The following is an 11,338-nucleotide window of genomic DNA, read 5'->3' as shown; positions in this document are numbered from 1 at the left end:
GCGGCCAAGCGGCCAAGCGGCCAAGCGGCCAAGCGGCCAAGCGGCCAAGCGGCCAAGCGGCCAAGCGGCCAAGCGGCCAAGCGGCCAAGCGGCCATCAGTGTGTGTTGCTCCCGAACAAAAACGAACCCCGAGGCGATGGCCTCGGGGTTCGCTTGTAGCTCGGCGCTTGTAGCTTGGCGCTTCGCCCGAAGGGCGATCAGCCCAGCAGATGCTCGACGGCGGCGCGCTCCTCGCGCAGCTCGTCCTCGGTGGCCTTCATGCGGCCACGGCTGAACTCGTTGACCTCGAGGCCCTGGACGATCTCGTACTTGCCGTCCTTGCAGACGACCGGGTAGGAATACATGATGCCGGGCTCGACGCCGTAGCTGCCGTCGGCGGGAATGCCCATGCTCACCACCTCGTCGGTGCCCAGCGCCCAGTCGCGCATGTGATCGATGGCCGCGGAGGCCGCGGAGGCCGCGGAGGAGGCACCGCGCGCCTTGATGATGGCGGCACCGCGCTGCTGCACGGTGGGAATGAAGTCCTTCTCGTACCAGTCACGCTCGACCAGGTCGAAGGCCGGGGTGCCATCCACCTTGCAGTGGGCCAGATCGGGATACTGGGTCGCGCTGTGGTTGCCCCAGACGATCATCTGCTCGACGTCGGTGACGTGCTTGCCGGTCTTCTGGGCCAGCTGGGTCTTGGCGCGGTTGTGGTCCAGACGCATCATCGCGGTGAACTGGCCCGCGTCCAGATCCGGCGCGTTGCAGGAGGCGATCAGGGCGTTGGTGTTGGCCGGGTTGCCCACCACCAGCACGCGCACGTCGCGGCTGGCGTTGTCGTTGAGCGCCTTGCCCTGCACGGAGAAGATCGCCGCATTGGCTTCCAGCAGGTCCTTGCGCTCCATGCCCGGACCGCGCGGACGGGCACCGACCAGCAGGGCGAAGTCGGCATCCTTGAAGGCGACATTGGCATCGTCGGTGGCGACGATGTCCTGGAGCAGCGGGAAGGCGCAGTCGTTGAGCTCCATCACCACGCCGTTGAGGGCGTCCATGGCCGGCGGGATCTCCAGCAGCTGCAGGATGACCGGCTGGTCCTTGCCCAGCATGTCGCCGGAGGCGATCCGGAAGGCGAGCGAGTAGCTGATCTGGCCGGCAGCACCGGTGATGGCAATACGGACGGGGTCTTTCATGGTGGCTCCTTGGGTTTTCAACGCGCGGGTTGTCGCCGTGAGGATGAGCCGGGCCGGCATGCCGCCTGCCCTGGCCGGAATTCGAACCGCAAAGATGGTATGCCTGCACTGCACAAAACTCAATTCGACCTGCGGCTAGGTCCGCCACCCCCGGCGACACCCCGCCATCCGCTGCGCTATGCTGGCGGCCTGCCGACCCGGGCCGAAAGGCCCCGCTCTCGAACGTCGCGCCGCACCAGGGAAGGTCCGAATGCCTCGTCGTCTCCCCCCGCTCTCCGTCCTGCTCGCCATCGGACTGGCCTGCCTGCTGCTGGTCTGGCTGGCACTCGGTGACATCGAGGGCTTCCGGGATACCGCGCCCGCGAGTGATGAGGCCGCAGGGCCGGCCCCGACCCGGGTCGAGGTGACGGAGCGCCAGGCGCAGACCCACGCGCCCCGGCTGGTGCTGCAGGGCCAACTCGAGGCTCACCGCGAGGTGGAGCTGCGCGCCCGCCAGGCGGGCCGGGTGGAGGCGCTGCCCGTGGCCCTGGGCGAACGGGTCCGCCAGGGCGAGACCCTGCTGGCCCTGGCCCGCGAGGAGCTGCCCGCCCGGCTCGAGCAGGCCGAGGCCGAACTGGCCCTGGCACGGGCCGAACTGGCCGGCGCCGAGGAGCTGCGCCGTCGCGAGCTGATCTCCAACCCCGACTACCTGCGCCTGAAGAGCGGCGTCAGCCAGGCCCTGGCGGAGGTCGCCGCCCTGCGTCGCCAGCTCGACGACACCCGACCCGAGGCGCCCTTCGACGGCGTGCTGGACCGCCTCGATGTGGAGCTCGGCGACCTGGTGCAGGTCGGCGAGGCCTGGGGCCGGCTAGTCGATGACTCGCGGCTCACGGCCCTCGCCGCGGCCCCCCAGCGGGATGCCCTGTCGCTTTCCCCCGGGCTGCCCGTCGAGATCCAGCTGCTCGACGGCACCCGCCTCCCCGGCGAGCTGAGCCACGTCGCCAGCCGCGCCGAGGAGAGCACCCGCAGCTTCCCCGTCGAGGCGACGCTGGCCAATCCCGAGGGGCGCCGCCTGGCCGGCGCCAGCGCCACCCTGGTCATCCGCCTGCCCGAGCGCCGGGTGCATCGCCTCTCCCCTGCCCTGCTCGAGCTCGATGGCGACGGCCGACTGGCGGTCAAGCACCTGGACGACGACGATCGGGTGCACCTCACCCCGGTCGAGCTGGTCAGTGCCGATGCCGAGACCGCCCGGGTGGCCGGGCTGCCCGAACGGGTCCGCCTGATCACCCTGGGGGGCGGCTTCGTCGAGGCCGGCGAGCGGGTAGAGGCCGTCCCCGCCGAGACGGTCAGCCCGCAGGCCGGCACGGACGCGTCCGGAGACGTGCCCTGACATGCGCTCCCTGATCGAGGCGGCGCTGGATCGCTCGCGCACTACCCTGCTGCTGCTGGTCGCGCTGCTGCTGGCGGGGCTCGCCGCCTGGCAGGCGATCCCCAAGGAGGCCAACCCCGACGTCACCATCCCCATCATCTATGTCTCGATGTCGCTGGAGGGCGTCAGCCCCGAGGACGGCGAGCGGCTGCTGGTGCGCCCCATGGAGCAGGAGCTGCGCAGCATCGAGGGGCTGCGCAAGATGACCGCCCAGGCAAGTGAAGGCCACGCCGCGGTCACCCTGGAGTTCGATGCCGGTTTCGACCCCGACCAGGCGCTGACCGACGTGCGCGAGAAGGTCGACATCGCCCGCGCCGAGCTGCCCGCCGAGGCCGACGAGCCGAGGGTCACGGAGGTCAACGTGGCGCTCTTCCCGGTGCTCTCCATCGGCCTGGCCGGCCCGCTGGAGGAGCGCCAGCGGCTGGCCGTGGCGCGCCGCTTCCAGGAGGAGATCGAGGGTATCCCCGAGGTGCTCGAGGTGGAGATCGGTGGCGACCGCGAGGACCTGCTGGAGATCGTCGTCGACCCCCTGGTACTCGACAGCTACGGGGTCGACTTCGCCACCCTGTTCGACCTGGTCAGCCGCAACAATCGCCTGGTGGCGGCGGGCAGCCTGGACACCGGCACCGGACGCCAGGCGCTCAAGGTGCCGGGGATCATCGAGCGCCTCGAGGATGTCATGGCGATGCCGGTGAAGATCGACGGCGACCGGGTGGTGACCTTCGGTGACGTGGCCTGGATCCGTCCCACCTTCAAGGACCCCGAGGGCTTCGCCCGCATCGACGACCAGCCGGCCCTGGTGCTGGAGATCTCCAAGCGGGCCGGCGCCAACATCATCGCCACCGTTTCCCAGGTTCAGGGGCTGCTCGACGAGGCGGAAGGCCTGATCCCCGACGAACTGGAGATCACCACCATCCTCGACCAGTCCGAGACCGTGCGCGACATCCTCTCGGAACTGCTCAACAACGTGGTCACCGCGGTGGTGCTGGTGCTGGTGCTGATCCTGGCCGCCATGGGCCTGCGCTCGGCGCTGATGGTGGGCCTGACCATTCCCGGGGCCTTTCTCACCGGCATCCTGCTGATCTGGGCCCTCGGCTATACCCTCAACATCGTGGTGATGTTCGCGCTGATCCTGGTCGCCGGGATGCTGGTGGACGGCGCCATCGTGGTCAGCGAGCTGGCCGACCGCCACCTTCGCCAGGGGCAGCCGCCGCGGGAGGCCTGGATCCGGGCCGCCACGCGCATGAGCTGGCCGGTGATCGCCTCCACCGCCACCACCCTGGCGGTCTTCGTGCCGCTGCTCTTCTGGCCCGGCGTGGTGGGCCAGTTCATGAAGTATCTGCCGATCACGGTGATCCTCTGCCTGCTGGCGTCGCTGGCCATGGCGCTGGTGTTCCTGCCCACCCTGGGCGGCGTGTTCGGCGTGCGCAGCGCCGGCGCCAGCCGCGATGCCGAACTGGTCACCGCCGGCGGGCGGCTCTACCGGGGCCTGCTGGCCCGCCTGCTCGCCTGGCCGGGTCTCACCCTGCTGGTTGCCCTGCTGCTGATGGCGCTGATCTACACCGGCTACGCCCGCTTCAACCACGGTGTCGAGTTCTTCCCCAGCGTCGAGCCCGATACCGCCCAGGTGCTGGTGCGCTCGCGAGGCGACTTCTCCGCCGCGGAGACCGATGCCGTGGTGCGGCGGGTCGAGGCGCGACTCGCCGGCATGAGCGAGGTCCAGGCGCTCTATGCGCGCTCCTTCGCCGTGCCCGACCAGCAGCTCGGCGGCGATGTCGTGGGGGTGCTGCAGTTCCAGCTGATCGACTGGCAGCGGCGCCGCCCGGCCAGCGCGATACTGGCCGAGATGGCCGAGCGCACCCGCGACCTGCCGGGCATCCAGCTGGAGTTCCGCGAACAGGAGATGGGGCCGGCCGGCGGCAAGCCCATCGTGCTGGAGATCAGCGCCGAGGAGCCGGCCCTGGCCGACCGGGCCGTTGCCGAACTGCGCCGGACCATGGGCGAGCTGGGCGGCTTCCGCGACATCGAGGACGACCGCAGCCTGCCGGGCGTGGAGTGGCGGGTGAAGGTGGACCGCGAGGCCGCCGCCCGCTTCGGCACCGACGTGGCAAGCGTAGGCAGTGCCGTGCAGCTGATCACCACCGGGCTGCAGGTGGCGAGCTACCGCCCCGCCGGCGTCAACGACGAGGTGGATATCCGGGTGCGCCTGCCGCAGGGGGCCCGCTCGCTGGACCAGCTGGGTCGCCTGAGCCTCAATACCCGCCGCGGCCAGGTACCGATATCGCACTTCGTCTCGCTGGAACCGGCGCCCAAGGTGGGTACCCTGCACCGCATCGACGGGCGCCGGGCCATCACCCTGGAGGCCGACGTGGAACCGGACCGAAGCCCCGACGAACGGCTGCGAGCGCTGCTCGAGGCGGCGGGGGCGCCGCCCGAGGGGGTGAGGGTCAACGTGGCCGGCGAGCAGGAGGACCAGCAGCAGGCGATGCGCTTTTTGGCTACTGCCTTCCTGGTGGCGATCTGCCTGATGGCGCTGATCCTGGTCACCCAGTTCAACAGCCTCTACCAGGCGGCGCTGGTGCTCTCCGCCATCGTCTTCTCCACCGCCGGCGTGCTGCTCGGCCTGCTCGCCAATGCCCAGCCCTTCGGCATCGTCATGGTGGGCATGGGCATCATCGCCCTGGCGGGCATCGTGGTGAACAACAACATCGTGCTGATCGATACCTACAACCAGCTGCGCGGCGAGGGGCTCGCTCCCGGGGAGGCGGCCCTCGAGGCCGGTGGCCTGCGCCTGCGCCCGGTGCTGCTCACCGCCGTGACCACGGTGCTGGGCCTCGCGCCCATGGTGCTGGGCGTCAACGTCGACCTGATCACGCCGAGCCTGGGGCTGGGCGCGCCCTCGACCCAGTGGTGGACCCAGCTCTCCAGCGCCATCGCCGGCGGCCTGACCTTCGCCACCGGTCTGACCCTGCTGCTCACCCCCTGCATGCTGGTGCTCGGCGCAAGGTTCGACCGCCGGCTCTAGGCGCTTGGCATCAGGCTTATACGCCCCCCGACACGACAACGCCCCATCGACCTCGGGAGCCGATGGGGCGTTGCCTTGCGGGAGGGCGTTGCGCTCAGGCGCGGGTATCGGCCTCGGCGCGAGCGGCATCCGGCGCATGGGCCGCATGCAGGCGGGCGATCAGCTGATCCTCGAGGGTGAAGCGCTCGCTGAGCCCGCGGCTCAGGCGGTCGAGCCAGGCGGGGAGACGTCGCATGTGGTGCTGGGCGCGGGCGGGACTGTCGTAGTCGCGATCGAAGGAGAGCACCAGCTCGGTGGACATCTCCAGGCGCTCGAGCAGGCGATCGGCGAGCTCAAGGGCCTGGTGGTCGTCGAAGGCCTTGGCCTCCTCCCGCAGCTGCGGATAGACCTCGAAGTGGCCGGCGCTGATATAGTCCATCAGCAGCTCGCCGAAGGTATCGACGCGCTGCGCACTCACCGCCTCGAGCTCGGCGTCACAGGCCTGCTTCAGCGCGGCGAAATGGATCAGCAGCTCACGGCGCTCGTGGAGCCAGCGATCGATCAGCTCGTGCACGCCGCCCCAGCGCTCCAGGGCATTCTTGCAGTCTTCCAGCATGGGTGCCTCCCTTGCCCGATGCGGCCAGCCACTCGGGGCACTCGACCCGCGAGCTGACAGACTCGCGCCTGCCGGGCCCGCTGTCAATCCCGTTGCCGCCTCGGCGCGACGCGGCACTTGAGTCGCCGTGGCTTGCTCGCGAGGATGGGCAGGAGGAGCGGTCGTCGGGGAGCGCGAGAGGAGCGTGGAGAGACCATCCCGGTATTCGTAGTACCGTATGTCAGTACCGTATGTCAGTACCGTATGTCAGTACCGTCGTAGCGGTACCTTGCGTCGGCGCCAGCCGCCGTGCCGCCGCCATCATAACGTCACGCCATCAGGACTCTGGAGGGGATTCCCATGAACAAGCTGACCCGCGCCGGCCTCGGCCTGCTGATGACGACCGCCGTGGCCACGGCCCAGGCCGAGGAGGTCAGGATCGGCATGATCACCACCCTCTCGGGCGGTGGCTCCCATCTGGGCGTCGATGTCCGCGACGGCTTCATGCTCGCCATCAACCAGGCAGGCCGCGACGACATCGAGGTCCTGATCCAGGACGACGCCCGCCGCCCCGACCTCGCCAAGACGCTCTCCAACGAGTTCATGCAGCGCGACGAGGTCGACATCATGACCGGCATCATCTGGTCCAACCTGGCCATGGCCGTGGTGCCCTCGGTGGTCCGCCAGGGGACCTTCTACCTCTCGCCCAATGCCGGCCCCTCGGCGCTGGCCGGGAAGATGTGCCACGAGAACTACTTCAACGTGGCCTACCAGAACGACAATCTGCATGGCGCGATGGGTGCCTGGATGCGCGAGCAGGGCTACGAGGCCCCCATCCTGATGGCGCCCAACTATCCCGCCGGCACCGATGCCCTCGCCGGCTTCAAGCACCTCTTTGATGGCGAGGTCGTCGACGAGGTCTACACCCAGCTGGGCCAGACCGACTACGCCGCCGAGATCGCCAGGATCCGCGCCAGCGACGCCGACAGCCTGTTCTTCTTCCTGCCCGGCGGCATGGGCATCTCCTTCATGAAGCAGTGGGAGAACTCGGGGGTGGAGATGCCGGTGTTCGGGGCGGCCTTCTCGTTCGACGAGACGATCATCAAGGCGGTGGGCAGCGCCGCAATCGGGGCCATGAACACCTCGCAGTGGGCCTACGACCTGGAGAACGCGGCCAACCAGGCCTTCGTCGAGGGCTTCCGCGAGGCCTATGAGCGGACCCCGACCCTCTATGCCGCCCAGGGCTATGACACGGCCCGCCTGATCCTCTCCGCCCTGGAAAAAGCCCACCCCGACGACCAGGACGCCTTCCGCGAGGCCCTGCGCGAGGCCGACTTCGACTCGGTACGCGGCAAGTTCCGCTTCGGCCCGAACCACCACCCGATCCAGGACATCCATGTCCGCGAGGTGGTCGAGGGCGAAGACGGTGAGCCGACCAACCGCCTGGTCGGCCTGGCCGTCGAGGACATCCAGGACGTCTATGCCGAGCAGTGCCGGATGTGATCGTCGCGGCGCCGGGCCGGGCGAGGTCCCGGCGCCGCCTCCCCCCTCGTTTCCCGAAGGATGCCCGACGTGTCCGTCACCCTGCTGATCGAGCAACTGATCAACGGCCTGCAGCTCGGCACCATGCTCTTCCTGATGGCCAGCGGCCTGACCCTGGTGTTCGGGGTCATGGGGCTGATCAACCTGGCCCATGGCTCCTTCTACATGGTCGGGGCCTATGTCACCGCTCTGGCCACCGCCTCGACCGGCTCCTTCCTGCTGGGGCTGGCGGCCGGCGTGCTGGCGGCCGCCGCGGCGGGCGCCATCGTCGAGCTGCTGGTGATACGCCGCCTCTACCGGCGCCAGCACCTCGACCAGGTGCTCGCCACCTTCGCGCTGATCCTGATCTTCTCCGAGGGCACCCGCTGGCTCTTCGGCTCCGCGCCGCTGTGGCTCAGCCCGCCAGAGGCGCTGTCCGGGTCGGTGGCCCTGCCCGGCGGCTCCCGCTACCCCGTCTACCGGCTGGTGATCATCGCCGTGGGCGTGGTCGTGGCCGCCGGCCTCTACCTGCTGATTGCGCATACCCGGCTGGGCATGCGCATCCGTGCCGGCGAGAGCGACCGCGAGATGATCGGCGCCCTGGGGGTCAACATCCGCCGGCTCTATACCCTGGTGTTCGCCCTGGGTGCCGCCCTGGCAGGCCTGGCCGGCTCACTGGTGGGCGCCCTGCAGTCCGTGCAGGTGGGCATGGGCGAGCCGGTGCTGATCCTCGCCTTCGTGGTGATCGTGATCGGCGGCATCGGCTCGATCAAGGGCGCCCTGCTCGGTGCCCTGCTGGTCGGCCTGGTGGATACCCTGGGCCGGGTCTTCCTTCCCGCCCTGTTCGGGCAATTCATGGCGCCGTCGGACGCCGCCGGCGCGGGGACCGCCCTGGCCGCCATGCTGATCTACATCCTCATGGCGGTGATACTGGCCTTCAAGCCGAAGGGACTCTTTGCCGCCCATGACTAGGCTCCATCCCACGACCAACCCTGCCGCGCAGCGCCCGTCCGGCACGGGCCGCTGGCTGGACCGCCAACGCCTGGTGCATGGCACGCTGCTGGCGCTGATGCTGCTGGCCCCGGTCGCCGCCCACCTGCTGGGCGAGGTCTTCTACATCAACCTCGCCTCGCGCATCGCCCTGGTGGCCATGGCCGCCGTGGGGCTGAACCTGGCCATCGGCTTCGGCGGCATGGTCAGCTTCGGCCATGCCGCCTACTTCGGGCTGGGCGGCTACGTGAGCGGCATCAGCGCCTACCACGCCTTCGACGGCAGCCTGGTGATGGGCCTGCCCGGCAGCAACGACATGCTGGTGATCTGGCTGTCGGCCGTGCTGCTCTGCGGCCTGCTCGCCCTGGTGATCGGCGCCATCTCGCTGCGCACCACCGGGGTCTACTTCATCATGATCACCCTGGCCTTCGCCCAGATGGCCTACTACTTCGCCAACTCCTGGCCCGACTATGGCGGCGAGGATGGCCTGCCGATCTACCTGCGCAATACCCTGCCCGGGCTCGACACCAACCACGCCCTGAGCTTCTTCCTGGTCTGCTTCACGGGCCTGGTGCTCTCCCTGGCGCTCACCTCGCGACTGATGAAGTCCCGCTTCGGGGCCGCCCTGACCATGGCGCGGCTCAACGAGACCCGCCTGGCCACCGCCGGTATCTCGCCCTTCCCCATCCGCCTGGTGGCCTTCGTCATCTCGGCGATGATCACTGGCCTGGCCGGTGCCCTCTACGCGGACCTCAACGGCTTCGTCAGCCCCTCCATGCTGAGCTGGCACCTCTCCGGCGAGCTGATGGTGATCGTCATCCTGGGAGGAGTCGGCCGCCTCTACGGGCCGCTCGCCGGGGCCATCCTCTTCGTGATGATGGAGACCCTGCTGGGGGGGCTGACCGAATACTGGCAGTTCTTCCTCGGCCTGGTGCTGCTGGGCGTGGTGCTGTTCGCCAGGCAGGGCGTGATCGGCTGGCTGGCCGGGAGCGAGCGCCATGTGTGAGCCCGTGCTGTCGATGACCGGCCTGCACAAGCGCTTCGGTGCCCTGCAGGCCACCCAGGACGTGTCGCTGGACCTCAGGGCCGGCGAGATCCATGCCCTGATCGGGCCCAACGGCGCCGGCAAGTCGACGCTGATCGCCCAGATCGCCGGCAGCCTGAGGCCCGATGCCGGGCAGATCCACCTGGGGGCGCGCGACATCACCGCCCTGGGGGTCGCCCGCCGGGCCCGCCTCGGCCTGGGGCGCAGCTTCCAGGTCTCGTGCCTGGCCGAACCGCTCAGCGTGCTGCGCAACGTGATGATCGGCGCCCAGGCGCTGCAGGGGCACAGTTTCCGCTTCTGGCGACCGGCGGCCAGCGACCCGAGCCTGCTGGCCCCCGCCCACGCGGCCCTCGAGCGCATGCACCTCGCCCACCACGCCGACACGCCAGTGGCGGCACTCTCCCACGGCGAGCGCCGCCAGGTGGAGGTGGCCTGCGCGCTGGTCCTCGAGCCCCGGGTCCTGCTGCTGGACGAGCCCATGGCCGGGCTCGGCCCCGAGGGGTCGGCACGGCTCACCGAACTGCTCGAGACCCTGAAGGAGGAGGTCCCCATCCTGCTGATCGAGCATGACATGGACGCGGTGTTCCGGCTGGCGGACCGCATCTCCGTGCTGGTGGCGGGCAGCATCATCGCCCATGGCGACGGCGAGGCCATCCGCCGGGACCCACGCGTCCGCGACGCCTACCTGGGAGACTGAGATGCTCGAGATCAGCGACATCGAGACCTTCTACGGGCCGTCCCAGGCGCTGTTCGGCGTCAGCCTGCAGGTCGAGGCGGGCGAGATGGTGGCGCTCATGGGGCGCAACGGCATGGGCAAGACCACCACCATCCGCTCGCTGTTCGGGCTGACGCCGGCGCGGCGCGGACGCATCACCTTCGAGTCGCGGGACCTGCGGCGCCTGCCGGCCTACCGCATCGCCCAGTGCGGCCTGGGGCTGGTACCGGAGGGCCGGCGCTGCTTTCCCAACCTCTCGGTACGCGAGAACCTGGTGGTCACCGCCCGCCCCGGCCCCTGGAACCGGGCGCGGGTCGAGACCCTCTTTCCCCGGCTCGCCGAGCGACGCCGCCAGATGGCGGCCACGCTCTCCGGCGGCGAGCAGCAGATGCTCGCCATCGGCCGTGCCCTGATGACCAACCCGCGCCTGCTGGTGCTCGACGAGGCGACCGAGGGGCTGGCACCGGTGATCCGTCAGGAGATCTGGTCGGCGCTGAGGGTGATCAAGTCGCAGGGGCAGTCGACCCTGATCGTCGACAAGTCGCTGGGCGAGCTGCTGCCGGTCGTCGACCGCTGCACCATCCTCGAGAAGGGACGCACGGCATGGACGGGACCGCCCGAGGCGCTGGACGCCGGCGTCCGCGACCGCTACCTCGGTGTCTAACTGCCCTTTGGGAATCGCTGTTGGACATGACGAGGGGCGCCGGGGACAAGCTGAAGAGGAGATACCGTCTCTCCTAACCGACCGCAACCCTCACTGAGTTGGTTGTGGCCGATATTCGGTTTGTGACTTCAAGACGCCGAAAGCGATATGCACCAGCTTGCGCATGGCAGCCCCCAAGGCTGTCATCGTCGGCTTACCCGCTCTGCGTAGCCTCGCGTACTGCG

At 69.7% G+C, this 11,338-nt stretch carries 9 protein-coding genes and 1 pseudogene; 7 read left to right on the top strand and 3 right to left on the bottom strand.

Going from position 1 to position 11,338, the window contains the following annotated elements:
- Positions 1-197: 197 nt before the first annotated feature.
- Positions 198-1,172 (bottom strand): malate dehydrogenase, encoded by a 975-nt coding sequence (locus DFP85_RS18625; RefSeq protein WP_133637904.1) that lies wholly within the window; start codon positions 1,170-1,172, stop codon positions 198-200.
- A gap of 250 nt (positions 1,173-1,422) precedes the next feature.
- Here DFP85_RS18625 and DFP85_RS18620 point away from each other — a divergent pair, with 250 nt between their 5' ends.
- Both DFP85_RS18620 and DFP85_RS18615 read left to right on the top strand, forming a co-directional pair.
- A complete protein-coding gene (locus DFP85_RS18620; protein WP_133637903.1) occupies positions 1,423-2,541 on the top strand; it encodes an efflux RND transporter periplasmic adaptor subunit in 1,119 nt (372 codons plus the stop codon).
- A 1-nt stretch (position 2,542) separates the two neighbouring features.
- Entirely contained in the window at positions 2,543-5,605 is a 3,063-nt protein-coding gene (locus DFP85_RS18615) for an efflux RND transporter permease subunit (RefSeq protein ID WP_133637902.1), read from the top strand.
- Between the two features lie 94 nt (positions 5,606-5,699).
- On the opposite strand, the gene rsd is transcribed toward DFP85_RS18615, so the two are convergent.
- Positions 5,700-6,200 carry a sigma D regulator gene (gene rsd / locus DFP85_RS18610; protein ID WP_133637901.1) on the bottom strand — a complete coding sequence of 167 codons (501 nt, stop codon included), beginning with the start codon at positions 6,198-6,200 and terminating at the stop codon, positions 5,700-5,702.
- Between the two features lie 339 nt (positions 6,201-6,539).
- On the opposite strand from rsd, the gene DFP85_RS18605 reads away from it, so the two are divergent.
- The 5 genes from DFP85_RS18605 to DFP85_RS18585 all read left to right on the top strand — a co-directional run bounded on the left by DFP85_RS18605 (position 6,540) and on the right by DFP85_RS18585 (position 11,114).
- Positions 6,540-7,682, top strand: a complete 1,143-nt coding sequence (locus DFP85_RS18605) for an ABC transporter substrate-binding protein (protein WP_133637900.1) — start codon at positions 6,540-6,542, stop codon at positions 7,680-7,682.
- 69 nt (positions 7,683-7,751) lie between these two features.
- Positions 7,752-8,672 (top strand): branched-chain amino acid ABC transporter permease, encoded by a 921-nt coding sequence (locus tag DFP85_RS18600; RefSeq protein WP_133637899.1) that lies wholly within the window; start codon positions 7,752-7,754, stop codon positions 8,670-8,672.
- A complete protein-coding gene (locus tag DFP85_RS18595; RefSeq protein WP_133637898.1) occupies positions 8,665-9,696 on the top strand; it encodes a branched-chain amino acid ABC transporter permease in 1,032 nt (343 codons plus the stop codon). Before DFP85_RS18600 ends, DFP85_RS18595 begins: the two co-directional genes overlap by 8 nt.
- Positions 9,689-10,432 (top strand): ABC transporter ATP-binding protein, encoded by a 744-nt coding sequence (locus tag DFP85_RS18590; protein ID WP_133637897.1) that lies wholly within the window; start codon positions 9,689-9,691, stop codon positions 10,430-10,432. The genes DFP85_RS18595 and DFP85_RS18590 overlap by 8 nt, the downstream gene beginning before the upstream one ends.
- A 1-nt stretch (position 10,433) precedes the next feature.
- A complete protein-coding gene (locus DFP85_RS18585) occupies positions 10,434-11,114 on the top strand; it encodes an ABC transporter ATP-binding protein (RefSeq protein ID WP_133637896.1) in 681 nt (226 codons plus the stop codon).
- A 90-nt stretch (positions 11,115-11,204) separates the two neighbouring features.
- Here the strand turns inward: DFP85_RS18585 and DFP85_RS19170 are convergent.
- A pseudogene (locus tag DFP85_RS19170) lies at positions 11,205-11,338 on the bottom strand (IS110 family RNA-guided transposase); the annotation flags it as partial.

This window comes from Halomonas ventosae, from assembly GCF_004363555.1.
Lineage (GTDB): Bacteria > Pseudomonadota > Gammaproteobacteria > Pseudomonadales > Halomonadaceae > Halomonas > Halomonas ventosae.
Note: the sequence above shows the minus strand (reverse complement) of the source record. Positions and strands in the feature narration are given on the sequence as shown.

Excerpts from the sequence above, each read along its gene's own strand:
- DFP85_RS18625 (WP_133637904.1), bottom strand. The coding sequence starts at position 1,172 with ATGAAAGACCCCGTCCGTATTGCCATCACCGGTGCTGCCGGCCAGATC.
- DFP85_RS18620 (WP_133637903.1), top strand. The coding sequence starts at position 1,423 with ATGCCTCGTCGTCTCCCCCCGCTCTCCGTCCTGCTCGCCATCGGACTG.
- DFP85_RS18615 (WP_133637902.1), top strand. The coding sequence starts at position 2,543 with ATGCGCTCCCTGATCGAGGCGGCGCTGGATCGCTCGCGCACTACCCTG.
- rsd (WP_133637901.1), bottom strand. The coding sequence starts at position 6,200 with ATGCTGGAAGACTGCAAGAATGCCCTGGAGCGCTGGGGCGGCGTGCAC.
- DFP85_RS18605 (WP_133637900.1), top strand. The coding sequence starts at position 6,540 with ATGAACAAGCTGACCCGCGCCGGCCTCGGCCTGCTGATGACGACCGCC.
- DFP85_RS18595 (WP_133637898.1), top strand. The coding sequence starts at position 8,665 with ATGACTAGGCTCCATCCCACGACCAACCCTGCCGCGCAGCGCCCGTCC.
- DFP85_RS18590 (WP_133637897.1), top strand. The coding sequence starts at position 9,689 with ATGTGTGAGCCCGTGCTGTCGATGACCGGCCTGCACAAGCGCTTCGGT.
- DFP85_RS18585 (WP_133637896.1), top strand. The coding sequence starts at position 10,434 with ATGCTCGAGATCAGCGACATCGAGACCTTCTACGGGCCGTCCCAGGCG.